Here is a 24,427-nt window from a genome sequence, read left to right on the forward strand (position 1 = left end):
TTGGTTAGCATTGCTCTGCGTCGTGGGGACCGCCCCATCGACGGGGCCTATGGTCGCAGGGAAACGCAGGGTTTTGATCACATGGCCGATCTGACAACGGTTACGCGGGGGCAACAGAACGTTGCGCTCGGGATGAGCACGTTCGCCTTCACCGTGTGCTTCGCGGTCTGGACGATTTTCTCAATCATCGGCGTAAGGATCCAGCAAGATCTGGGACTTAGCGACGCCCAGCTGGGCCTGCTGGTCGGCACTCCCATCCTCACCGGCTCCCTCGTGCGCGTCTTCCTCGGCATCTGGACCGACCAGATCGGCGGCCGCATCGTCTATGTGCTCACCATGCTGCTGGCGGCGGCGGCGACGTGGCTGCTGTCCTACGCCACGACCTACGAGATGATGTTGCTGGCGGCGCTGGGCCTCGGGCTGTCGGGAGGGGCGTTCGCCGTCGGCGTGGCCTATGTGTCCAAGTGGTACCCGACCAGCCAGCAGGGCACCGCCCTCGGCATCTTCGGCGCCGGCAATGTCGGCGCGGCGGTGACCAAGCTAGCGGCGCCCTTCGTGCTCGTCGCCTTCGGCTGGACGGCGGTGGCGCAGGTCTGGGCGGCCGCGCTGGTGGTGACGGCGCTGGTCTTCTGGTTCACCACCAGGGACGACCCCGAATTGGTCGAACGGCGCGCCAAGGGCATCAAGCCCAAGGGTACGCTGCTGCAGATGGAGCCGCTGAAGAACATCCAGGTGTGGCGCTTCTCGCTCTACTACTTCTTCGTCTTCGGTGCCTTCGTCGCGCTGTCGCTGTGGCTGCCGCGCTACCTGATGGGCGTCTACGGCCTCGACATCCAGACCGCCGGCCTGCTGGCGGCCGCCTTCTCCATCCCCGCCAGCCTGTTCCGCATCTATGGCGGCTACCTGTCCGACCGCTACGGCGCCCGTGCCGTCATGTACGTGACCTTTGGCGTCTCCGCCGTGTGCACCTTCATGCTCGCCTATCCGCACACCGATTACGTCATCCACGGCGTGCACGGCCCGATCGCCTTCTCGACGCAGATGGGGCTCGTGCCCTTCGTCATGACCGTGTTCGTGCTCGGCTTCTTCATGTCGCTGGGCAAGGCCGCGGTGTTCAAGCACATCCCGGTCTACTACCCGGGCAATGTCGGCGCGGTGGGCGGCCTAGTCGGCATGATCGGCGGGCTCGGCGGCTTCGTGCTGCCCATCGCCTTCGGCGCCATGCTCGACGTCACCGGCCTGTGGACATCGAGCTTCATGCTGTTGTTCGCCATCGTTTCGGTCTCCCTGCTGTGGATGCATTTCGCCATCCGCGCCATGGAGAAGGGGGCGACCCGGGAGACGCTGGAGCAGCTGCCCGAACTGCCCGAGATGCAGCCGATCCACCGGCCCGAGCTGGCGCGCCCGAGCCGCGTCATCGAGGACTGGCGGCCCGAGGACGCCGACTTCTGGGAGAAGAAGGGCAAGGCCGTCGCCGCCCGCAATCTGTGGATCTCGATCCCCAACCTGCTGCTCGCCTTCGCCGTGTGGGGGGTGTGGAGCGTGGTCATCGCCAAGCTGCCCAGCGTCGGCTTCCAGTTCACCACCGACGAACTGTTCTGGCTCGCGGCGCTGCCCGGCCTGTCCGGGGCGACGCTGCGGATCTTCTACTCGTTCATGGTGCCGATCTTCGGCGGACGGCTGTGGACGACGCTGACCACCGCCTCGCTGATCATCCCAGCCATGGGCATCGGCTACGCCGTGCAGGACCCCAACACGCCGTACCTCATCTTCCTCGTGCTGGCGCTCCTGTGCGGCCTCGGCGGCGGCAATTTCGCCTCGTCGATGTCCAACATCAGCTTCTTCTTCCCCAAGCAGGAGAAGGGGCACGCCCTCGCCCTCAATGCCGGCCTCGGCAATCTCGGCGTCAGCGTCATGCAGTTCGTCATCCCGCTGGTGATCACGGTCGGCGTCTTCGGGGCGCTGGGCGGCGAGGCACAGGCGGTCGACGAGACCACGCGGCTGTGGATGCAGAATGCCGGCTTCATCTGGGTGCCGTTCCTCATCGTCGCGGCGGTCGCGGCCTGGTTCGGCATGGACGATCTGGCCAGCGCCCGCGCCTCGTTCCGCGACCAGGCGGTGATCTTCGGGCGCACCCACAACTGGATCATGTGCTACCTGTACACCGGCACGTTCGGCTCCTTCATCGGCTATTCGGCCGGCTTCCCGCTGCTCGCCAAGATCGCCTTCCCCGAAGTCGACTCGCTGCAATACGTCTTCCTCGGGCCGCTGATCGGCGCCCTCGCCCGCGCCGGCAGCGGCTGGATTTCGGACCGCTGGGGCGGCGGCCGCGTCACCTTCTGGACCTTCGGGCTGATGATCGCGGCGGTCGGCGGGGTGCTCTATTTCGTCGCCAACAAGGACATGCCCGGCGCCTTCTGGGGCTTCTTCGCCATGTTCATGGTGCTGTTCCTCGCCACCGGCATCGGCAATGCCTCGACCTTCCAGATGATCCCGGTGATCATGCGCAAGGAGATCGACCGGCTGATGCCCGAACTGGGCGCCACCGAGCGCACGCGGCAGGCGGACAAGGAATCGGCGGCGATCATCGGCTTCACCTCGGCCATCGCCGCCTACGGCATGTTCTTCATCCCCAAGGCCTACGGCTCCTCGATCGAGCTGACCGGCGGACCGGCCGCCGCTCTCTGGGGATTCCTGTTCTTCTACGTCATCTGCATGGGGCTCACCTGGTTCGTCTACACGCGCCGCGGCGGGCTGCTGCATGACATCGAAGCCGGCGGCGGGAAGCCGACGGCCCCGGCCACCCGGGTGAAACACGCGCAACGGAGTGCCTGATGAGCCTTTTGCTCGATCGCCTGAACTTTCTCCAGAGGCGAGACCGGTTTGCCGGTGGTCATGGAGTAACGACCAGCGAGGACCGCGAGTGGGAAAAGGCCTATCGCGGCCGCTGGCAGCACGACAAGGTCGTGCGCTCGACGCACGGGGTGAACTGCACCGGCTCGTGCAGCTGGAAGATCTACGTCAAGGGCGGCATCGTCACCTGGGAAACCCAGCAGACCGACTATCCGCGCACCCGGCCCGACCTGCCCAACCACGAGCCGCGCGGCTGTGCCCGCGGCGCCAGCTACTCGTGGTACATGTATTCGGCCAACCGCGTGAAATACCCGCTGATCCGCTCGCGTCTGCTGCGCCTGTGGCGTGAGGCGCGGGCGACGATGTCGCCCGTGGCGGCCTGGACCTCCATCGTCGAAACGCCCGAGAAGCGGCGTGACTACACCAAGATGCGCGGCCACGGCGGCTTCGTGCGCGCCCGCTGGGACGAGGTCAACGAGATCATCGGCGCCGCCAACGTCTACACCGTGCGCAAATACGGCCCCGACCGCGTCATCGGCTTCTCGCCCATCCCGGCGATGTCGATGATCTCCTATGCCGCCGGCTCGCGCTACCTGTCGCTGATGGGCGGCACCTGCATGTCGTTCTACGACTGGTACTGCGACCTGCCGCCGGCCTCGCCCATGACCTGGGGCGAGCAGACCGACGTCCCCGAATCTGCCGACTGGTACAATGCCGGCTTCCTCATGCTGTGGGGCTCCAACGTCCCGCAGACGCGCACCCCCGACGCGCATTTCTTCACCGAGGCGCGCTACAAGGGGGCCAAGGCGGTGGTCGTCTCCCCCGACTATTCCGAGGCCGCCAAGTTCGCCGACCTGTGGCTGCATCCCAAGCAGGGCACCGACGCGGCGCTGGCCATGGCCATGGGCCACGTCATCCTGCGCGAGTTCCACCTCGACCGGCAGGTCCCCTATTTCGTGGACTACTGCCGGCGCTACACCGACATGCCGATGCTGGTGCGCCTCGTGCAGCAGGACGGGCGCTACGTGCCCGAGCGCCTGCTGCGCGCCTCCGATTTTCCTGCGGCGCTGGGCGAGACGAGCAACGCCGAGTGGAAGACGGTGGGCATCGACGGGATCACCGGGGCCGTCGTCGTGCCGCGGGGCGCCGCGGGCCACCGCTGGGACGGCAAGGGCAAGTGGAGCCTCGAGCAGAAGGACGGCAAGGGCAAGGACATCGAGCTTAGCCTGACGCTGGCCGGTGACGGCGACCGCGACGCCGTCGTCGATGTCGACTTCCCCTATTTCGGCAACCGCGAGCACGACCATTTCGAGGGCACCGACCACGACAGCCGGCTGACGCGGGCGGTTCCTGCCAAGCGCATGCAGCTTGCCGGCGGCGAAGCGCTGGTCGCCACCGTCTTCGACCTCATGGCCGCCAATTACGGGCTCGACCGCGGCCTCGGCGGCGGCAACGTCGCCAAAATGTACGACGACAACGTCCCGTACACCCCGGCCTGGGCGGAAAAGATCACCGGCGTCGATCGCGACCACATCATCGCCGTGGCGCGCGAATTCGCCAGCAACGCCGAGAAGACGCACGGCCGCTCCATGGTCATCGTCGGCGCCGGCCTCAACCACTGGTACCACATGGACATGAACTACCGGGGGATCATCAATCTCCTGGTCATGTGCGGCTGCGTCGGCCAGTCCGGCGGCGGCTGGAGCCATTATGTCGGCCAGGAGAAATTGCGGCCGCAGACCGGCTGGCTGCCGCTCGCCTTCGCACTGGACTGGGGCCGCCCGCCGCGGCAGATGAACTCGACGTCGTTCTTCTACGCCCACACCGACCAGTGGCGCTACGAGACGCTCAACGTCAGCGAGATCCTGTCGCCCACCGCCCCCAAGGGCGACTGGGACGCGACGCTGCTCGACTACAACATCCGCGCCGAGCGCATGGGCTGGCTGCCCTCGGCCCCGCAACGGCAGGCCAACCCGCTCGGTATCGCCGCGGCGGCGGCCAAGGCCGGCCAGGAGCCCAGGGACTACGTCGCCCAGGCGCTGCAGTCGGGCGACCTGAAGCTCAGCTGCGAGGACCCCGACAACCCGGCCAACTGGCCGCGCAACATGTTCGTGTGGCGCTCCAACATCCTGGGCTCGTCCGGCAAGGGGCACGAGTATTTCCTCAAGCACCTGCTCGGCACCACGCACGGTGTGCAGGGCAAGGATCTCGGCGAGGAGGGGCGGCAGCGTTCGAAGGAGGCCGTCTGGCACGACGAGGCGCCGGAGGGCAAGCTCGACCTGTTGGTCACCCTCGACTTCCGCATGTCGACCACCTGCGTCTATTCCGACATCGTCCTGCCCACCGCCACCTGGTACGAGAAGAACGACCTCAACACCTCCGACATGCATCCCTTCATCCATCCGCTCGGCAGCGCCGCCGACCCGGCCTGGGAGTCGCGCAGCGACTGGGAGATCTTCAAGGGGCTGGCCAAGGCCTTCTCGGCGGTGGCGCCGGAGGCGCTCGGCGTCGAGAAGGACACCGTGCTGGTGCCCATCCTGCACGACACCGCCGGCGAACTCGCCCAGCCCTTCGACGTCAAGGACTGGAAGAGCGGCGACACCCCCGCCATCCCGGGTAAGACCATGCCCAACGTGGTGGTGGTGGAGCGCGACTATCCCAACCTCTACAAGCGCTTCACCGCGCTCGGTCCGCTGATGGCCAAGGCCGGCAACGGCGGCAAGGGCATCGCCTGGGAGACCGGACACGAGGTCGAGGCGCTCGGCAAGCTCAACGGCGTCGTCACCGAGGAGGGACCGACCAGGGGCATGCCGCGCATCGACACCGACATCGACGCCACCGAGGTGGTGCTGATGCTGGCGCCGGAGACCAACGGCGAGGTCGCGGTTAAGGCCTGGGAGGCGCTCGGCAAGGTCACCGGCCGCGAGCACGCGCACCTGGCCATCCCCAAGGAAGACGAGAAGATCCGCTTCCGCGACATCGTCGCCCAGCCGCGCAAGATCATCTCCTCGCCCACCTGGTCCGGCCTCGAAAGCGAGAAGGTCTGCTACAACGCCGGCTACACCAACGTGCACGAACTGATCCCGTGGCGCACGCTGTCGGGCCGCCAGCAGCTCTACCAGGACCATCTGTGGATGCGCGCCTTCGGCGAGGCGCTGTGCCTGTACCGGCCGCCCATCGATACCAAGAGCGTCAAGCCGATGATCGATGCCAAGCCCAACGGGCACAAGCAGGTGGTGCTCAACTTCATCACCCCGCACCAGAAATGGGGCATCCACTCCACCTATTCCGACAATCTGCTGATGCTGACGCTCAACCGCGGCGGGCCGGTGGTGTGGATGTCGGAGGTCGACGCCGCCAAGGCCGGTATCGTCGATAACGACTGGGTCGAGGCCTACAACACCAACGGCGCGCTGGTTGCCCGCGCCGTCGTCTCGCAGCGCATGAAGGAGGGAACCCTCTTCATGTACCACGCGCAGGAAAAGATCGTGAACACCCCCGGCTCGGAGGTGACCGGCAAGCGCGGCGGCATCCACAACTCGGTGACCCGCGCCGTCGTCAAGCCGACGCACATGATCGGCGGCTACGTGCAACTGGCCTACGGCTTCAACTACTACGGCACCGTGGGTTCCAACCGCGACGAGTTCGTCATCGTCCGCAAGGTCGACAAGATCGACTGGCTCGAGCGGCCCTACAGCGACAAGATGGAATCAGCAGAATGAAGATACGCGCGCAAATCGGCATGGTGCTGAACCTCGACAAGTGCATCGGCTGCCACACCTGTTCGGTCACCTGCAAGAACGTCTGGACCAACCGTGAGGGCGTCGAATACGCCTGGTTCAACAATGTCGAGACCAAGCCCGGTGTCGGCTACCCCAAGGAATGGGAAAACCAGAAGAAGTGGAACGGCGGCTGGGTCCGCAAGGCGAACGGTCGGATCGAGCCCCGGATCGGCGCCAAGTGGCGCGTGCTGGCCAACATCTTCGCCAACCCGGACCTGCCCGAGATCGACGACTATTACGAGCCGTTCGACTTCGACTACGACCATCTGCAGTCGGCGGGCGAGGTCGAGGCCTTCCCCACTGCCCGGCCGCGCTCGCGCGTATCGGGCGAGCGCATGGAAAAGATCGAGTGGGGCCCGAACTGGGAGGAGATCCTGGGCGGCGAGTTCTCCAAGCGCTCCAGGGACTACAATTTCGAAGGCGTCGAGACCGAGATCTACGGCCAGTTCGAAAACACCTTCATGATGTACCTGCCGCGCCTGTGCGAGCACTGCCTCAACCCGACCTGCGTCGCGGCCTGCCCGTCGGGTGCCATCTACAAGCGCGAGGAAGACGGCATCGTCCTCATCGACCAGGAGAAGTGCCGCGGCTGGCGCATGTGCGTGTCGGGCTGCCCGTACAAGAAGATCTACTACAACTGGTCCTCCGGCAAATCCGAGAAATGCACCTTCTGCTATCCGCGCATCGAGGCCGGCCAGCCGACAGTGTGCTCGGAGACCTGCGTCGGACGCATCCGCTATCTCGGCGTGCTGCTGTACGACGCCGACCGCATCGCCGAGGCGGCGGCGACGCCCAACGAGCAGGACCTGTACGAGGCCCAGCTCTCGGTATTCCTCGATCCCAATGACCCGGCGGTGATCGAGCAGGCGCGCAAGGACGGCGTGCCCGAAGCCTGGCTCGAGGGTGCAAGGCGTTCGCCCGTCTACAAGATGGCGGTGGACTGGAAGGTGGCGTTCCCGCTGCATCCGGAATACCGCACCCTGCCCATGGTCTGGTACGTGCCGCCGCTGTCGCCGCTGCAGGCGGCCGCCGCCGCCGGCAAGATCGGCGTCGATGCCGACAACATGCCCGACGTGCGCTCGCTGCGCATCCCGGTGCGCTACCTCGCCAACCTGCTCACCGCCGGCAAGGAAGAGCCCGTCGTGCTCGCCCTCGAGCGCATGCTGGCAATGCGCGGCTACATGCGCGCCAAGACCGTGGACGGCGTCATCGACGAGGCCATGGCGACGCGCGTGGGCCTCACCGCGCAGGCCATCGAGGACATGTACCAGCTGATGGCCATCGCCAACTACGAGGACCGCTTCGTCATTCCGACCAGCCACCGCGAAGTCGGCGAGGACGCCTATGACGAGCGCGGCTCCTGCGGCTTCACCTTCGGCAACGGCTGCTCGGGCGGCACCTCCACCGCCGACCTGTTCGGCTCGAAGCGGACGCGCACTGTGCAGACCCCCGTCGAACTGATGAAAGGCTGAGCCGATGGCCAATGCGCTGAAGATCGTCTCGCTGCTGCTCTCCTACCCGAGCGCCGAACTGCAGGCGGCGCGGGATGAGCTGCAGGCGGCCATTGCCGCCGACCCGCTGACCGGCAGGAAGGAGAAGGCGCTGCTCCTGGCGCTGGTCGAGGACTTGTGCGGCCGCGACCTGTATGACGCCGAGGAGCGCTACGTGCTGCTCTTCGACCGCACCCGCACATTGTCGCTGCATTTGTTCGAGCACGTCCACGGCGAGAGCCGCGATCGTGGCCAGGCCATGGTCGACCTCGCCGTCATGTACGAAGGCCAAGGCTTCGACATCGCCGCGCATGAGATGCCGGACTACCTGCCGCTGTTCCTCGAGTACCTGTCCACGCAGTCGGCCGAGGAGGTGCACAACCTGCTGGGCCAGACGCTGCACATCCTGTCCGCCCTGCGCACCCGGCTGCAGAAGAAGGGCAGCATCTATGCCAACGCCTTCCTCGTGCTCGAGGCAATCGCCGGCACGAAGGCGGACAGGCAGACGCTGGACGAGCTGCTGGAGCTGCCCGAAGACGACCCGACCGACCTCAAGGCGCTCGATGCCATCTGGGAAGAAGAGGCGGTGACCTTCGGCGGCGGCGCCGGCAACGACGCCTGCGGCCCCGACCGGCTGCGCACCCAGCTCAGGGCGCACAAGCGCCCGGCGCCCCAACCCGAACTCGGTGGAGACCTCTAGAATGGCCGATTTCTTCAACACCTTGCTGTTCGGCATCTATCCCTACATCGCCCTCGCCGTCCTCGCCGTGGGCTCCGTCATCCGCTACGACCGCGAGCCCTATGGCTGGCGCTCGGGATCGAGCCAGCTGCTGCGCCGGCGCCAGCTCGTGTGGGGCTCGGTGCTGTTCCACGTCGGCGTGCTGACGATCTTCGGCGGCCACCTCGTCGGCCTGCTCACCCCGCTGGTCGTCTGGGACGCGCTCGGGGTCTCGCACACCGCCAAGCAATGGATCGCCATCCTGCTGGGCGGCGGCGCCGGCATCCTCGCCATCATCGGGGCGACGCTGCTCATCCACCGGCGCTTCTTCGACGCGCGCATCCGGCAGTCGTCGAGCTTCTCCGACAACCTCGTCATCGTGCTGCTCTGGCTGCAGCTGGCGCTCGGCCTCTACTCCATCACCGTCTCCCTCCGGCACCTCGACGGCAGCGAGATGGTCGCGCTCATGAGCTGGGCCCAGGGCATCTTCACGTTCGATCCCGCCGCCGCCAGCTACGTCGCCGACGCCGACCTGGTGTTCAAGCTGCACATCACCCTGGGCCTGACGCTGTTCCTCATCTTCCCGTTCACCCGCCTCGTGCACATGCTGAGCGTGCCGGTCCGCTATCTGTGGCGGCCGGGCTACCAGATCGTGCGCACCAAGAAGCCGGCCGAGTAGGGACACGCCATGTCGACTTCACCCATCGAATACGGCGCCAAGGCCGAAGCCGCCAACGCCGCCCTGCCCCCCGACAAGGTGAAGGTGCCGCCGCCGCCACGGCCGCAGCGGCCGCCCCTCTCGGTCAACGGCGTCGAGATCTCGCACGCTGCGATCAGCGCCGAGGCGCAGCAGCATCCGGCCGGTTCGCCGTCGGAGGCTTTCCGCGCCGCCGCCCGGGCGCTGGTGATCCGCGAATTGCTGCTGTCGGAGGCGCGCGCCAGCGGCATCGCGCCACAGCCACAGTCCGATGACCGCGGCCGCCGCGAGACCGACGACGACGCCATGATCCGCCAGCTGCTCGAGCAGGAGGTCACGACCCCCAGGGCCGACGCCCCGGCCTGCCGCCGCTACTACGAGAAGAACCGCGCCCGCTTTACCACCGGCCGCATCTTCGAGGCGCGCCACATCCTGCTCGCCGCCCCGGTGGCGGACACGGCGGCGCGCGCCAAGGCCAGGGAGCAGGCCGCGGCGCTGATCTTCGAACTGACGGCGGACCGGTCGAAGTTCGCCGACATGGCGCACACCTTCTCGGCCTGTCCCTCGCGCGAGCAGGGCGGCAATCTCGGGCAGCTGACCCGGGGCTCGACCGTCCCCGAGTTCGAGACGGTGCTCAACCAGATGATGCCCGGCCAGCTCTGGCCGGTGCCGGTGCCGACGCAGTTCGGCTACCACGTCATCGAACTCGAGCGCCGCATCGAGGGCAGGCAATTGCCCTTCGACATGGTGCACGACCGCATCGCCGCCTATCTCGAGGCGCAGAGCTGGAGCCGCGCCGTGGCGCAGTTCATCTCCATCCTCATGAACGACGCGGTAATCACCGGCATCGACCTCGAACCGGCGGCCTGAGGGCGGCGGGGCCGGCCCGCCGCGCCCCGCGCCTCACGCCACGAATTCGTGGCCGGCGACGCCGTGGAAGAAGCCGTTCGAGAACCGCATGTCCGGATAGGCCCGGCCGAGCCGGGCCATCGCCTCGATCGGCCCGATCGCGCCGTCGGCGGCGGCGCGGAACAGCCGGGCCACCTCGACCATGTCGCACACCTGCGGGGAGAGCCTGAGCGAATCCACGCCCGCCGCCCGCAGCGAGGCCACGTCGCCGAGCAGCGACAGGCAGGTGCTCGACATCGTCTGCACACCGTTGAGGGCGAGGAACTGCTGGTCGTCGAGCGTGTCTACCGGCAGGCCGTCGGGGTCGCTGCCGCACACGAACTGGCAGTTGTCCTTGGTGAGGCCCTTGATCCGCGCGTGGGCGCAGCGAGCCGAGATGGCCAGCGGCACGCGCCCGAAGGCGAAGACTTCGAACGCCATGCCCGGCGTGCCGCGCACGATGGTCTGGATGGACGACACCGGCAGTTCCGGCGGCAAGCAGATGGAGGTCGCCCCCTTGCCCGCCAGCACCTTGGCGGTGGCGGCGTTGTAGACGTTGACCAGCGGGCCGACGGCGTGCGGCTTGCCGGCCAGCGCGGCGACGGCGGAGAGTTCGCCGACCTCCACCTCGTAATCTTCCTGCTCGGCAAGCTTGCGCACCGACTTGCGCTCGCGCTCGAGCGTCACCAGCCCGAGCGTCGCCAGCCGCACCGTCTTGCCGGCGGCGGTAAGCCGGTCGATGATTTCGGGCATGGAGGCGAGGTGGAAATGGTCGCGCTTGGAGCACACGACCTCGCCCAGGACGACGGTATCGACCTCGCCTTCGTCGGCCATGCGAAAATAGAAATCGCGCCAGCGCGCCTCGTCCCAGAGGAACAGCACGGGCCCCAGCGTCAGGCCCAGCCTCGCCTGCGTCATCGTCTACCTCCAGCGCTTGTCGTAGGAGCCCTGGGTCGTGCGTTGCCCCTCGCTCATGCGCCGCAGCGCGTCTCCCGCGACAACGGGCCCGGCCGCGTCGAGTTGCCGGCGGATTTCGGACACCACCTTGGCGACGTAGGAGCGCCCGCGCTGCCGGCCCTCGATCTTGAGCGCGGCGACGCCCGCCTCCTGAAGCGCATCGAGATGTGCCATGGCATCGAGGCTCACCGGATCCTCGAAGATGTAGCCGTCCTCGCCCTCGGCGACGAAGCGGCCCTTGCAGATGGTGGGATAGCCGGCCGCCTCCGTCTCGGGGAAGCGGTTGATGGTGAACTCGCCCAGTTCCGACACCATCTCGGGGCCGTCCTTGCGGTAGCGCACATGGCTCGCGGGCGAGCACACGCCGTGCATGTTGGGCGACTTGCCGGTTGCATAGGACGAGAGCGAGCAGCGCCCTTCCTCCATGACGCACAGCCCGCCGAAGACGAACACCTCGGTCTCGCATCGTGCCTGCCTGGTCAGCGCCGCGACCTCGGCGATGGTCAGCACCCGCGGCAGCACGGCGCGCTTGATGCCGAAGGCGTCGACCAGGAAGTTGACGTGGTCGGCATTGGCCGCGCCGGCCTGTACCGACAGGTGCAGGCGCAGGCCGGGGTGCTTCTCGGCGGCATAGGCGATCAGCCCGAGATCGGCGAGGATGACGGCGTCGGCGCCCAATGCGGCGGCGTCGTCGACGGCCGACTCCCACAGCGCCTCGTCGCCGGCCCGCATGAAGGTGTTGATGGCGACCAGCGTCTTCACCTTGCGCTGCCGGGCGAAGGCAATCGACGTTTCGAGTTCGGCGCGGCTGAAGTTGAGGCCGGGGAAGTTGCGGGCGTTGGTCTCGTCGCGGAAACCGCAATAGACCGCGTCGGCGCCGACTTCGATGGCATCGCGGAAAGCGGCCGGCGTACCGGCGGGGCAGATCAGTTCCATTGCGGATCCTTGCTATCGAGCAGCAGCGAGCGGACCTTGCCGAGCACCGCTTCCACCGGCCGCCTGAGCGGCCCGCGCGCCGGCGCCAGGTCCTTGGTGAAATCGATGGCCGAGTTCTCGACGGCGTTGCGCAGGGCAAGCACCGCCTCCATGTCACCGTCGATCGAAATCTGGCGGCCGAAGAACTCGGCGTCGCCGTCGAGCCGACCTTCCGCCAGCGCCAGCAGCAGCACCAGCGGCCCGGCAATGCGGGCGTCGCTTCTGGCGATGCCGCCCGGCCGCGCCGCGCGCACCGTGCCGTGCCTGGGATTGACGGCGAACTCGAAGGGCAGGTCGGAAGCGGCAAAGACGATAGTCTTGCCGGCATGCTCGCCGAGCCGCTCGAACAGGTCGGGATGTCGGCGCAACACGCTGGCGAGCGCCTGCTGCGCCACGCGCTCCCCGAGCGCGAGCGGCACCGGCCGGAGCAGGGTCTGGATGGAACTGGGAAGGAGCATGAGCGCGCCGGCCTCAACGGTTGCCATATCAGTCTAGCGCTTCGCCACGCGCCGCAGTTTGACCCAGCGCAAGGACAGACGCGCATTTCTGGCAGATGTCTCAAGGCAATGACCGCACCGGACGCCGACCTGCGCAGCTTCCTGGCCCGCCTCGAGGCGCGTGGCCTGCTGCATCGCATCGCCCGCCCGGTGTCGCTGCTGCACGAGATGACCGAGATCCACCGCCGCGTCATCGCCGCGGCCGGGCCGGCGCTGCTGTTCGAGCACCCGGTCGACGAAGCAGGGCGCGCCTTGTCCACCCCGGTCGTCGCCAACCTGTTCGGCACGAGCGAGCGCATCGCCCTCGGCCTCGGCCTCGAGACTGACGGGCTTGGGGAACTGGGCGAGATGCTGGCCTTCCTGCGCCAGCCCCAGGCGCCCTCCGGCCTGAAAGACGCCATGCGGCAATGGCCGACGCTGCGCGCCGCCCTCGCCATGGGTACCCAGAAACAGGCCCGCCCCCCGGCGCAGCATATCGTCCGCCGCGGCGCCGAGATCGATCTCGCGCAGTTGCCGATCCAGTGGTGCTGGCCCGGTGAGCCGGCGCCGCTGGTCACCTGGCCGCTGGTGATCACCCGCGCCCCGGACGATCCCACCGACGTCAATGTCGGCGTCTACCGCATGCAGGTGCTCGGCCGCGACCGGCTGCTGGTGCGCTGGCTGGAAAACCGCGGCGGGGCCCGGCACTTCCGGCAGTGGCAGCGCTCCGGCGCCGCGGACATGCCCGTGGCCGTCGCCATCGGCGCCGACCCGGCCACCATGCTCGCCGCCGTCATGCCGCTGCCCGACGGCATGAGCGAGCTCGCCTTTGCCGGCGTGCTGCGCGGCCGCAAGACGCGCGTCGCCCGCGCCGTCACCTCCGACCTGCCGGTGCCGGCAGACGCCGAATTCGTGCTCGAGGGGCGCGTCTCCTGCACCGAGCAGGCGGACGAGGGGCCGTATGGCGATCACACCGGCTACTACAATTCGGTCGAGCCTTTCCCGGTCGTCCAGCTCGACGCCCTGACCAGCCGCGCCGACCCGGTCTATGTCTCGACCTTCACCGGCCGGCCGCCCGACGAGCCGTCGGTCCTCGGCGAGACCATGACCGGCCTGTTCGTGCCCATCGTCCGGCGCCAGTTCCCCGAGATCCGCGATCTGTATCTGCCGCCGGAGGCGTGCTCCTACCGCGCCATGGTGGTATCCATCGACAAGCGCTACCCCGGGCAGGCGCGGCGGGTGATGATGGGGCTGTGGTCGGTGCTGCCGCAATTCTCGATGACCAAGCTCATCATCGTCGTTGATCCCGACATCGACGTGCGCAACTGGAGCGACGTCATGTGGGCGGTGTCGACGCGCTTCGATGCCGCGCGCGACCTGCTGGTCGTCGACAACACCCCCATCGACTATCTCGACTTCGCCTCGCCCGCCCCCGGCCTCGGCGGCAAGCTCGGGCTCGACGCAACCACCAAGATCGGCGCCGAGACGGGGCGCGAATGGGGCCGGAAGCTGGCCATGTCGGCCGAGGTGGTAGCCCGTGTCGACGCCATGTGGGCTGAGATCGGCCTCGGCGGAGCGGCCCCATGACCCAGCGCATCGTCATCGGCATGTCCGGAGCGTCCGGGGCCGGTCTCGGCATCCGCATCCTCGAGGTGCTCGCCGGCGTCGCCGGCGTCGAGACGCACCTGGTCATCTCGAGCGCTGCCGAGCGGACCATCGCTCACGAGGCCGGCCCCGGCGCGCTCGCGCATGTCCGCGCGCTGGCCACGGTCGTGCACCCGATCGACGCCATCGGCGCCACCATCGCCAGCGGCTCCTTCCGCACCGTCGGCATGATCGTCGCGCCGTGCTCGATGCGGACGCTCTCGGCCATTGCCTACAGCCAGTCGGACACCCTGCTGGTGCGCGCCGCCGACGTGCACCTCAAGGAGCGGCGGCGGCTGGTGCTGCTGGCGCGCGAAACGCCGCTGCATTTGGGGCATCTGCGGGCCATGGTCGCGGTGACGGAGATGGGCGCCATCGTCGCTCCGCCGGTCCCGGCTTTCTACCGGCGGCCGGAGAGCATCGAGGCCATGGTCGACGCCATCGCCCGGCGCGCCATCGACCATCTCGGCAACGATCTCGGCGTCAGCCCCGAAAGCTGGGGCGGCCTGCCCCCCTGAATTGCCGCCGCCGCGCTCAGGGCGACAGCGCGGTCACCCCGGTGAAATAGGGATGCCCGAACAGCAGCGCGGCGTAGAGCAGGATGCCGCCGCCGAGCCGCACCGCGTCGGCCGTGCCGAACTGCCGCCACCAGCCCCGCTGCAGCCTCGCGAACGGAATGTTGGAGGTGGAGACGGCCAGCGCCCGCCACTGCGCCTCGCCCAGCCGCCGGGCGGCGCGGCGGTCGAGCGCCAGCATGCCCGCCGCTGCAAAGGCGGCGAACAGCCCGAACAGGATGACATGCGCCACGTCGCCGTTGGGAAACAGGTGGCTCACCGACCAGATCAGCGCCGCCCACAGCACCGGGTGGCGCACCACCCCGACAATGCCGGGATGGGACGGATCGAAAGTGGCCCCCTTGCCCCGCCCGAGCGAAGCCGGATTGGGGCTCGAAAGGCCGAAGACGAGAAGCAGCGACGCCACCAGCATGCCCACCTGCGGGACCAGCCGCTGCCACTCCTCGAACGGCCACAATTCGACGAATGGCGCGTTGGCGCTCGCCACGATCAGCCAGGCGAGGACGAGCAGCGACAGCAAGCTGTAGGTGACGAGATAGACGCGCTGCCCGGCGAGTGCCACCAGGCGCGCCCGCACTGCGGGCCGCGAGGGGATCACGTGGCTGAGGAGGAACACGAGGAGCGCGGCCGTCAGTTCCCCCCAGCCTCCGAGTGGATCGGTCGGCATGCGCCCTCCTCCGGCAAGCGTTGCCGCACGGGGCCGGGCCGATCGGCCCGGCCGGCCGGCGGACGCTACTGCGCCTCGTACTCGGCGAAGGCGGCTTCGAAGCGTTCATGCGCCTTCTTGGGCTGCTTGAGCGCCTTCACCGCCTCCAGATTGGCGGCCGGCTCGTCGCCGACGACGACCAGCGCCACCATGCCCATGGCCAAATGCGGCGCGCACTTGATGCCATAGGCGCCCGGCACGGTAAAGGTCACCGCGACCTCCTTGCCGACGCCGCCCTTGAACGCCTCGGCACCCTCGGGGATCATGTCCTTGATGGTTTCGGCGTTGTGGCCCTTGTCGGTGGGGATGAAGGTGACCGTGTCGCCGACCGCGACCTTGGTGAGGGCCGGCTCGAACACCATGGTTTCGCCATCGGCGCCCTTGTTGAGCATATGGACTTCGAAGTTGGCCGCGACGGCCGGTGCAGCGGCAAAAAGCACCAGGGCAGTGGCGGCCGCGAGTTTCTCGATCATGTGCATCTTGTTCTCCAGTTCTGGGACAAGGGAGGGAGGAATGTCCCGGGTCAGTGGTTTCCACGATCGGCCGGCAGGTTCTTTGCTGCCGCGCAAACTCCCGGTCGATGGATGATTCCGTGATCGCCACCAGGGCGCTGCCGGGCCCGCTGCAGGCCGCCCCCTGGTCTTACCCCGCTTGTCCCGCCCCACGGCGAACCGCGCCCGTCACAGGGCGGCGGTCGCGTATTCGCGCGCCAGTTCGGCGTAGTGCGTCGCCCCCCGCGCCATCATGCGCCGGTCCTTGTCGTTGAGGGGGCGGACCGGCTGGGCCGGGCGTCCGGCCCAGATCTGCCCGGCGGTGACGCGCTTGCCCGGCGGCACCAAGCTCCCCGCCGCGAGCAGCGCCCCGGCCTCGATCACGGCGCCGTCGAGCACCATCGCCTGCATGCCGATGAAGGCGCCGTCGCCGATGGTGCAGCCATGGATCATGGCCATGTGCCCGATCAGGACGTTGTCGCCGATGTCGACGGCGAAGGGCGGGGAACTGCTGACATGCACGATGCTGCCGTCCTGGATGTTGGTGTTGCGCCCGACGCGGATCGAATTGACGTCGCCGCGCAGCACGCACCCGAACCACACCGAACTGCCCGCCCCGATGGTGACGTCGCCGATCACCGTCGCCCCGGGCGCAATGAAGCAGTCGGGGGCGATGCTCGGGGTCATCCCGCGAATGGTCAGGATCTGCGCGCTCATGCGGTTCGACTCCCCTGTCAGGCATTCACCGGCCGCGTCGCGGCCTCACATGTTGGCGTAGTTGGGCCCGCCGCCGCCCTCGGGCGTGGTCCAGGTGATGTTCTGGTTGGGGTCCTTGATGTCGCAGGTCTTGCAGTGCACGCAGTTCTGCGCGTTGATCTGGAAACGGGGACCATCCGGCCCCTCGATCCATTCGTACACCCCGGCCGGGCAATAGCGCGTGGACGGGCCGGCATAGACGTCGTGCTCGCTCCTCAGCTGCAGCAGCGGATCGGCAACCTTGAGATGGACCGGCTGGTCCTCCTTGTGGTTGGTGCCGGACAGGAACACCGACGACAGCCGGTCGAAAGTCAGCTTGCCATCCGGCTTGGGGTAGGCGATGGGCCGGTGCCCGGCCGCCGGCTCCAGGGCCTCATGGTCGGGCTTGCCGTGCTTGAGCGTGCCGAAGGGCGACCATCTGAACAACTGCTGCAGCCACATGTCCATGCCGCCCAGCATGATGCCGCCGAGCGTGCCGAGCGCCGACCACAGCGGCTTGACGTTGCGCACCGGATAGAGGTCCTTGCCGATGGCGCTCTCGCGCCACGCGGCGTCGTAATTCGTGACTTCGTCGCCGGCGCGCTCCTCGGTGAGCGCCGCGGCCAGGTGGTCGGCGGCGAGCAGCCCCGACAGCATGGCGTTGTGGCTGCCCTTGATGCGCGGCACGTTCATGAACCCGGCGGCATCTCCCACCAGCACCCCGCCCGGGAAGCACAGCCTGGGCACCGACTGCCAGCCGCCCTCGGAAATGGCGCGGCTGCCATAGGCGATGCGCTTGGCTCCCTCGAAAGTCCCGGTGATCGCCGGATGCGTCTTGAAGCGCTGGAACTCCTCGAACGGCGACAGATAGGGATTCTTGTAGTTGAGGTGGACGACGAAGCCCACGACCACCTGGTTGTCCGCCTGGTGGTAGAGGAACGAGCCGCCACCCACGGCATTCGACAGCGGCCAGCCGAAACTGTGTTGCACCAGGCCGGGCTTGTGCTTCGACGGCTCGACCTGCCAGATCTCCTTGAAGCCGATGCCGTATTTCTGCGGCTCGCGGCCCTCGGCCAGCCCGAAGCGGGCGATCGCCTGCTTGCTCAGCGAACCGCGCGTGCCCTCGGCCAGCAGGGTGTAGCGGCCGCGCAGTTCCATGCCCGGCTGATAGTCCGGGCCCGGCGTGCCGTCGCGGCCCACCCCCATGTCGCCGGTGGCAATGCCGCGCACCACGCCGGCGTCGTCAACGACCAGTTCCGCCGCGGCGAAGCCGGGATAGATCTCGACCCCGAGCGCCTCGGCCTTCTGCCCCAGCCAGCGCACGACATTGGCCAGCGACACGACGAAATTGCCGTGATTGCTCATCAGCTTCGGCAGCAACGCCGCGGGCAGCGGCACGGCCGTGTTCCTGGTCAGGAAGAGAAACTTGTCCTCGCTGACCGGGACCCTGGCCTCGGAGCATTCGCTGCGCCATTCCGGCGCCAGTTGATCGAGAGCGATCGGGTCGATGACCGCCCCCGACAGGATGTGCCCCCCGACTTCGGCCGCCTTCTCCACCACCACGATGGAGAGGCCGGGGTCGATCTGCTTGAGACGGATCGCCGCCGCGAGGCCGGCCGGACCCGCTCCCACCACGACGACGTCGAAATCCATGTGCTCGCGTTCGGTCATGCAACTGTCCCTGTCAGCCAAGGCCGGATGGCCTGCGCGGCCGCGGCCTCCCCCAACAGAGCCCGCTTCGGAGTGCGTGCATGGCCCATGCCGGCGCCGCCGTCAACGGTACCATTGGCGGATGTGGCCCCGCCGGCTGCGTGTGCCGGGCGCTTCTTCACGGGGCAGACATTCGCGGACGCGGCGGAGCAGCGATCCCGGGAACCTCGGAGAAAGCGGCGGCGGGGCGCGGCGCCAGCGGGCTTGACCGACGTCAAATGGCCGGCCCGCCGTTGCGCCTACGAAGAGACACTCTTTCGACATCGTTGGAGACCCATCATGGCCAAATCGACTGTCAAGACCACCTCCGGCAAGGATGCCGCCCCGGCGCCCGCTGCTCCTGCCGCCGGCAAGAAGCAGGCGGCGCCCGCCACCGCCGCCCCGGCGCCGGCCCAGGGCGGCTGGCACGTGTTTGACGACCTCCGCCGCGAAGTGGACCGCCTGTTCGAGGATTTCGGCCGCAGCGGCTGGCTGCGCCCGGCGCGCTCTGCGGCCCGGGGGCTCGAGCCGGCCTTCCGGCGCCAGTTCGCCTGGGGAGCGCCGGCCGTCGATATCGCCGAGAAGGACAAGGCCTACGAGATCACCGCGGAGTTGCCCGGTCCCAGCGAAAGCGACATCGACGTCTTCGTGCGCAACGGCAGCATCGTCATCAAGGGCGAGAAACAGGAGCAGAAGGAAGAAAAGGCGAAGGACTACTACGTGCAGGAACGCCGCTTCGGCTCGTTCCAGCGCGCCTTTGCCATGCCGGCCGGCGTCGACGAGGGCAGGATCGACGCGTCCTTCCGCAACGGCGTGCTCACCGTGACCCTGCCCAAGACCGCCGCTGCGCAGCAGCCGGAAAAGAAGATCAAGGTCAAGGGCGGCTGACGCCGGGCGCGACCTGCCGCACGGCGGCGGGGCGCGTCGTCGCCGGCAGGGCCGGAGGACGACCATGACTACGCAGCTCGGCTGGACGCATTTCCAGCACGACGCCGATATCGGCGTCTGGGGGCGCGGCCGCACGGCCGCCGAAGCCTTCGAGCAGGCGGCGCTGGCGCTCACCGCCATCGTCACCGACGCGCCGGTGGCCGCCGCGACGCCGGTCGACGTGGCCTGCCGGCGCAACGACCTGGGGCTGCTGTTCGTCGACTGGCTCGACGCCGTCATCTACGAAATGAGCGTGCGCAAGATGCTGTTCTGCCGGTTCAGCGTCACGATCGACGGCCTCGCCCTCACGGGCCGCATGTGGGGCGAGCCGGTCGACGTCGCCCGGCATGCGCCGGCCTGCGAGCCCAAGGGCGCGACGCTGACCGAACTCGAGGTCGGCGAGCGCCCCGGTAGCGGCTGGTCGGCCCGCTGCGTCATCGACGTGTGAGGAGGCTGTCATGGACCTCGCCCGCTTCACCCGCCTCGACGACGTCACCTGGCAGCTCGAGCCGACGGGCGCCATGCGCGTCCCCGCCGTCATCTACGCCGACGCAGACCTCATCCGGGCGATGGACGACAAGGTCGGCCAGCAGGCCGCCAACGTCGCCACGCTGCCCGGCATCGTCAGGGCGTCCTATGCGATGCCCGATGCCCATTGGGGCTACGGATTCCCCATCGGCGGCGTCGCCGCCTTCGACCCGGAGGCCGGCGGGGTGGTCTCCGCCGGCGGCGTCGGCTTCGACATCTCGTGCGGCGTGCGCACCCTGCTGACCGGGCTCAAGGTCGCCGATATCGTGCCGGTGCAGCACCGGCTCGCCGATTCCCTCGCGCAGCAGATTCCGGCCGGCGTCGGCAGCCACGGCGCCATCGTGCTCGACGAGCGCGAGATGGACGCCATGCTCGCGGGCGGTGCCGAGTGGGCCATCGCCCGCGGTTGGGGCGAGGCGCGCGACCTCGAGCGCATCGAGGAGCGCGGCCGCATGGCCGGCGCTCGTCCCGACCTCGTCTCGGCGCGCGCCAAGGAGCGGCAGCGGCGCGAGATGGGCACGCTCGGCTCCGGCAATCACTACCTCGAGGTGCAGGCGGTCGCCGAGATCTTCGATGGTGCCGCCGCGACCGCGTACGGCCTCGAAACGGACGACGTCGTCGTCACCATCCACTGCGGCTCGCGCGGGCTCGGCCACCAGATCGGCAGCGAATTCCTCAAGGACATGGCGGCCGCGGCGCCGGCCCACGGCCTGGCGCTGCCCGACCGCGAACTGGCCTGCGCGCCGCTCGCTTCCGAACTCGGGCAGCGGTACCTCGGGGCCATGCGCGCCGGCATCAACTGCGCGCTCGCCAACCGCGAGATCCTCGGCCACTACAGCCGTCGGGTGTTCGGACACTTCTTCCCCGACGCCGACCTTGAGCTGCTGTTCGATGTCTCGCACAACACCTGCAAGCTCGAGCGCCACCGGGTCGACGGCCGCGAGCGCGACCTGTTCGTACACCGCAAGGGCGCGACGCGCGCCCTCGGCCCCGGCCACGCGGACCTGCCCGAGGCGCTGCGGCCGACCGGCCAGCCCGTGCTCATCGGCGGCTCCATGGGCACGGGCTCGTACGTGTTGGCCGGTGAGGCGACGAGCGAGGCGAAGGCCTTTTCCTCGGCCTGCCACGGCGCCGGCCGCGCCATGTCGCGCCACGCCGCCCTCAGGCAGTGGAGCGGGCGCCAGATCGTCGACGACCTGGCCGCCCGCGGCATCCTGATCCGCAGCCCCTCGAGCCGAGGCGTCGCCGAGGAAGCACCCGGCGCCTACAAGGACGTCGCCGCCGTGGTGCTGGCGGCCGAGCGCGCCGGCCTCGCCCGACGCGTCGCCCGCCTGCGGCCGCTCGTCTGTATCAAGGGATGACGCTAGCGTTGGAACGGCACCGTCGCCCGCAGGCGTTCACCCGTCTCGTTGAAAACGACGTCGAAGGCGACCGTCACCGTCTCGCCGCGCAGCGACACCTGGCTGGTGATGGTCATGTCCCTACCCTCCTCGTCGACATTGCGTTCACGCAGGTCGAAGACCACGCCACCGCCCCCGGCCCGGCCGATGGCAAGGCCGCTGAACCCGGCATTGGAGGTCATCGCCGCTTCGTAGCGGGCCTTTGCATCGAAATAGGCAATGGTGCCGGCGACCGACAAATTGAGGCCGACAAGCGAGCAGCGCCCGGCATAGTTGACCTTGCCCTGGTTGCCTTGGGTGAGCTGCATCCGGCAGGTGAAGGCCTCGGGCTCGGCGCCGCCGGTGACCGTGCCGCTGCCCCGCCAGTTGCCGACATAGCCCTGCAGGAACGCGATTTCCGCTTCCCCCGCCCGGACCGGAAGGGCAGCGGGTAACGCCGCCAGCAGCAACAGCAGGGCTGAAGGCGCGGCAAGGCGCAGCAGATGTCCGAACAGGGTCATGGCTGGCGCACTCCGGCGGTCCGGAAGGCACTGAGCCTACGGGAAATCCTGCGCCCTGAACAGGGGCACAGGACTCGGCGATACCCTACTGCGCCAGCTGCCCGAGGTCGCGGTAGGCGGCGAGGCATTCGGGGTTGGCGAGCGCCGTGTCATTGCCGAGCGGGCGGCCGTGGATGGTATCGCGCACCGCGACTTCGGAGATCTTGCCCGAACGGGTGCGCGGGATTTCCGGGACCGCAATGATCCGCGCCGGCACGTGCCGCGGCGTCGCTCCCGCCCGGATGCGGGCCCGGATGGTCGCCTGCAGGTCGTCGGTCAGCGCCGCCCCGTCGCGCAGTCGCACGAACAGGATGACGCGCTGGTCGCCCTGCCAGTCCTGGCCGACGGCCACGGCCTCCAGCACTTCGGGAATGGTCTCGACCTGCCGGTAGATCTCGGCCGTGCCGATGCGCACGCCGCCCGGGTTGAGCGTCGTGTCCGAGCGGCCGTGGATGACGAAGCCGCCCGATGGCCGCTCCTCGGCAAAATCGCCGTGCGCCCAGACATTGGGGAAGCGCTCGAAATAGGCCGCGCGGTAGCGGCTGCCGTCGGCGTCGCCCCAGAAGCCGACGGGCATCGACACATGCGCGTTGCGGCACACCAGTTCGCCCGGCTTGCCGATGAGGGGCGTGCCGTCGGCGCCGAAGGCGGCCATGTCCATGCCGAGCATGGGGCCCTGCAACTCGCCGCGCCGCACCGGCAGCGTCGGGTTGCCGCCAAGGAAGCAGCCGCAGATGTCGGTGCCGCCCGAGATCGAGGCGAGGTGAACGTCGGCCTTCCAGTCGGCATAGACGTAGTCGAAGCTCGGCGGCAGCAATGGCGAGCCGGTGGACAGCACCGTCTTGAGGCTGGTGAGTGAATGCGTTTTCGCCGGAGCCAGCCCGGCCTTGTGGCAGGAGTCGATGTACTTGGCGGAAGTACCGAAGATGGTGATGCTTTCGGCATCGATTAGGTCGGGGAGGCGCGCCGGCGCGGGATAGGCCGGATTGCCGTCATAGGTGACCAGCGTCGCCCTGGCCGCGAGCCCCGTGATCAGCCAGTTCCACATCATCCAGCCGCAGGTGGTGTAGTAGAACAGCCGGTCGTTTTCCTTGAGGTCGCAATGCAGCACCTCCTCCTTCTTGTGCTGCAGCAACAAGCCCCCGGCACTGTGCACGATGCACTTGGGCTTGCCGGTGGTGCCCGAGGAGAACAGGATGACCATCGGCGCGTCGAACCCCTGCCGGTGGAAGGCGATCGGCTGCGGCGCGTACGGGGCGAGCCAGTCCTCCAGCGTCGCGGCCGGCTTCGCATAGTCCCCGCGCGGCGCCCCGCTCAAGACGATCCGCCTGACGGAGGGCGCCTGCGCCACCGCATTGATGCTGGCGGTGATGTCGATGTCCTTGCCGGCATAGCCGTAGCCGGGCACGGCCACCAGCAGCCTGGGCTCGATCTGGCTCAGCCGGTCGCTGGCCCCCGCCGGGCCGAAGTCAGGCGAACACGACCCCCAGACGGCGCCGATCGCCGCCGAGGCCAGGTAGAAGGCGATGGATTCGATGTCGTTGGTGACGATGCCGGCAATGCGGTCGCCCGGCCCCACGCCTTCGGCGCGCAGCGCCTGCACGAGGCGCGAGACGAGATCGTACAGTTCGCGCCGCGTCACTGCCCGTCGCGTGCCGTCGTCGCGATGGGCAATGATCGCCGGCCGCTCGTCGGGTGCAACGAGGAGGTTTTCGGCGTAGTTGAGCGCCGCTTCCGGGAAGAAGCGGACGTCGCGCAGCTCGGCGGCGAGCCGGACCGCAACCGCTCCCTTGTCGCCGATGATCTCGAGGAAGTCCCACAGAAGCTGGTGGAACGCCTCCGGTTCCCGGACCGACCAGGCGTGCAGGCCGGCGTGGTCGGCGGTATCGAATCCGGCCGCGCGCGCGAAGCGGGCCATGTTCGTTGCCGCCACCCGCGACGGCTCGGGACGCCACAGGATCTCGCCGATGGCCGTGTCCTCAGGCATTTTCCACCGCCATGGCAATGCCCATGCCGCCCCCGATGCACAGCGTCGCGAGACCGCGCCGCGCGCCCCGCCTGCGCATTTCGTGCAGCAGCGTCACCAGCACGCGGGCGCCCGAAGCACCGATCGGGTGGCCGAGCGCGATGGCGCCGCCGTTGACGTTGACCCGGGCGGGATCGATGCCCAGTTCGGAGACCACCGCCAGGCTCTGCGCCGCGAACGCCTCGTTGATCTCCCACAGGTCGACGTCGCCGAGCGCCCAGCCGGCGCGCTCCAGCGCCTTGCGGCTGGCCGGGATCGGGCCGAGCCCCATCACCTGCGGGTCGACCCCGGCATGCGCCCAGGCCACGATGCGCCCCAGCGGCGCCATGCC

Annotated in this window: 20 protein-coding genes and 1 pseudogene; 11 read left to right on the forward strand and 10 right to left on the reverse strand. The window is 68.7% G+C overall.

Annotated elements, in window-relative coordinates; translation table 11 throughout:
- The first annotated feature begins 81 nt into the window (after window positions 1-81).
- Genes VGD93_RS02585 through VGD93_RS02610 form a run of 6 tightly spaced genes read left to right on the forward strand, consistent with a single transcriptional unit; the run spans window position 82 to window position 10,410 of the window.
- The gene (locus VGD93_RS02585; protein WP_395008885.1) at window positions 82-2,835 is read left to right on the forward strand and encodes a nitrate/nitrite transporter; all 2,754 of its coding nucleotides are present in this window, start codon (window positions 82-84) and stop codon (window positions 2,833-2,835) included.
- Window positions 2,835-6,575, forward strand: coding sequence for a nitrate reductase subunit alpha (locus VGD93_RS02590; RefSeq protein WP_395008887.1), 3,741 nt, complete (start codon window positions 2,835-2,837; stop codon window positions 6,573-6,575). The genes VGD93_RS02585 and VGD93_RS02590 overlap by 1 nt, the downstream gene beginning before the upstream one ends.
- Window positions 6,572-8,107, forward strand: a complete 1,536-nt coding sequence (gene narH, locus VGD93_RS02595; protein WP_395008889.1) for a nitrate reductase subunit beta — start codon at window positions 6,572-6,574, stop codon at window positions 8,105-8,107. The genes VGD93_RS02590 and narH overlap by 4 nt, the downstream gene beginning before the upstream one ends.
- Before the next feature lie 4 nt (window positions 8,108-8,111).
- Complete coding sequence (gene narJ, locus VGD93_RS02600) at window positions 8,112-8,825, forward strand: nitrate reductase molybdenum cofactor assembly chaperone (RefSeq protein WP_395008891.1); 714 nt, start codon at window positions 8,112-8,114, stop codon at window positions 8,823-8,825.
- A gap of 1 nt (window position 8,826) precedes the next feature.
- Complete coding sequence (gene narI / locus VGD93_RS02605; protein ID WP_395008893.1) at window positions 8,827-9,522, forward strand: respiratory nitrate reductase subunit gamma; 696 nt, start codon at window positions 8,827-8,829, stop codon at window positions 9,520-9,522.
- Between the two features lie 9 nt (window positions 9,523-9,531).
- Window positions 9,532-10,410, forward strand: coding sequence for a peptidylprolyl isomerase (locus VGD93_RS02610; RefSeq protein WP_395008895.1), 879 nt, complete (start codon window positions 9,532-9,534; stop codon window positions 10,408-10,410).
- A gap of 33 nt (window positions 10,411-10,443) precedes the next feature.
- Here VGD93_RS02610 and ubiV read toward each other — a convergent pair whose 3' ends face one another.
- The 3 genes from ubiV to ubiT are packed head-to-tail and all read right to left on the reverse strand — an operon-like array spanning window position 10,444 to window position 12,845.
- On the reverse strand, window positions 10,444-11,346 hold the full coding sequence (gene ubiV, locus VGD93_RS02615) for a ubiquinone anaerobic biosynthesis protein UbiV (protein WP_395008897.1): 903 nt from the start codon (window positions 11,344-11,346) through the stop codon (window positions 10,444-10,446).
- A 3-nt stretch (window positions 11,347-11,349) separates the two neighbouring features.
- Complete coding sequence (ubiU, locus tag VGD93_RS02620; RefSeq protein ID WP_395008899.1) at window positions 11,350-12,321, reverse strand: ubiquinone anaerobic biosynthesis protein UbiU; 972 nt, start codon at window positions 12,319-12,321, stop codon at window positions 11,350-11,352.
- Complete coding sequence (gene ubiT, locus VGD93_RS02625; RefSeq protein WP_395008901.1) at window positions 12,312-12,845, reverse strand: ubiquinone anaerobic biosynthesis accessory factor UbiT; 534 nt, start codon at window positions 12,843-12,845, stop codon at window positions 12,312-12,314. The genes ubiU and ubiT overlap by 10 nt, the downstream gene beginning before the upstream one ends.
- Before the next feature lie 81 nt (window positions 12,846-12,926).
- Between ubiT and VGD93_RS02630 the strand changes: the two genes are divergently transcribed.
- Entirely contained in the window at window positions 12,927-14,423 is a 1,497-nt protein-coding gene (locus tag VGD93_RS02630) for a UbiD family decarboxylase (RefSeq protein ID WP_395008903.1), read from the forward strand.
- Window positions 14,420-14,998 carry a UbiX family flavin prenyltransferase gene (locus VGD93_RS02635; protein ID WP_395008904.1) on the forward strand — a complete coding sequence of 193 codons (579 nt, stop codon included), beginning with the start codon at window positions 14,420-14,422 and terminating at the stop codon, window positions 14,996-14,998. Before VGD93_RS02630 ends, VGD93_RS02635 begins: the two co-directional genes overlap by 4 nt.
- 16 nt (window positions 14,999-15,014) lie before the next feature.
- Here VGD93_RS02635 and VGD93_RS02640 read toward each other — a convergent pair whose 3' ends face one another.
- The 4 genes from VGD93_RS02640 to VGD93_RS02655 all read right to left on the reverse strand — a co-directional run bounded on the left by VGD93_RS02640 (window position 15,015) and on the right by VGD93_RS02655 (window position 18,658).
- A complete protein-coding gene (locus tag VGD93_RS02640) occupies window positions 15,015-15,722 on the reverse strand; it encodes an NnrU family protein (protein ID WP_395008906.1) in 708 nt (235 codons plus the stop codon).
- A 65-nt stretch (window positions 15,723-15,787) separates the two neighbouring features.
- Window positions 15,788-16,240 (reverse strand): pseudoazurin, encoded by a 453-nt coding sequence (locus VGD93_RS02645; RefSeq protein ID WP_395008908.1) that lies wholly within the window; start codon window positions 16,238-16,240, stop codon window positions 15,788-15,790.
- 201 nt (window positions 16,241-16,441) lie between these two features.
- A complete protein-coding gene (locus VGD93_RS02650; protein ID WP_395008910.1) occupies window positions 16,442-16,969 on the reverse strand; it encodes a gamma carbonic anhydrase family protein in 528 nt (175 codons plus the stop codon).
- A 45-nt stretch (window positions 16,970-17,014) separates the two neighbouring features.
- The gene (locus tag VGD93_RS02655) at window positions 17,015-18,658 is read right to left on the reverse strand and encodes an electron transfer flavoprotein-ubiquinone oxidoreductase (RefSeq protein WP_395008912.1); all 1,644 of its coding nucleotides are present in this window, start codon (window positions 18,656-18,658) and stop codon (window positions 17,015-17,017) included.
- 318 nt (window positions 18,659-18,976) lie between these two features.
- Between VGD93_RS02655 and VGD93_RS02660 the strand changes: the two genes are divergently transcribed.
- The 3 genes from VGD93_RS02660 (at window position 18,977) to VGD93_RS02670 (ending at window position 21,492) form a co-directional block, all read left to right on the forward strand.
- A complete protein-coding gene (locus VGD93_RS02660; protein WP_395008914.1) occupies window positions 18,977-19,564 on the forward strand; it encodes an Hsp20/alpha crystallin family protein in 588 nt (195 codons plus the stop codon).
- Window positions 19,565-19,628: 64 nt separating this feature from the next.
- Window positions 19,629-20,051: an archease gene (locus VGD93_RS02665; RefSeq protein ID WP_395008916.1), complete on the forward strand. Its 423-nt coding sequence runs from the start codon at window positions 19,629-19,631 to the stop codon at window positions 20,049-20,051.
- 10 nt (window positions 20,052-20,061) lie between these two features.
- Window positions 20,062-21,492, forward strand: coding sequence for an RtcB family protein (locus VGD93_RS02670; RefSeq protein ID WP_395008918.1), 1,431 nt, complete (start codon window positions 20,062-20,064; stop codon window positions 21,490-21,492).
- 2 nt (window positions 21,493-21,494) lie between these two features.
- Here the strand turns inward: VGD93_RS02670 and VGD93_RS02675 are convergent, their stop codons facing one another.
- From VGD93_RS02675 to VGD93_RS02685, 3 genes and pseudogenes are all read right to left on the reverse strand, one after another.
- The gene (locus VGD93_RS02675) at window positions 21,495-22,031 is read right to left on the reverse strand and encodes a hypothetical protein (protein WP_395008920.1); all 537 of its coding nucleotides are present in this window, start codon (window positions 22,029-22,031) and stop codon (window positions 21,495-21,497) included.
- 85 nt (window positions 22,032-22,116) lie between these two features.
- Window positions 22,117-24,057, reverse strand: a complete 1,941-nt coding sequence (locus VGD93_RS02680; RefSeq protein WP_395008922.1) for an acetoacetate--CoA ligase — start codon at window positions 24,055-24,057, stop codon at window positions 22,117-22,119.
- A pseudogene (locus VGD93_RS02685) lies at window positions 24,050-24,427 on the reverse strand (acetyl-CoA C-acetyltransferase); the annotation flags it as partial. The gene VGD93_RS02680 and the pseudogene VGD93_RS02685, both read right to left, overlap by 8 nt.

Origin of the sequence: Devosia sp. (assembly GCF_036406155.1) — a bacterium.
Classification (GTDB): domain Bacteria; phylum Pseudomonadota; class Alphaproteobacteria; order Rhizobiales; family Devosiaceae; genus Devosia_A.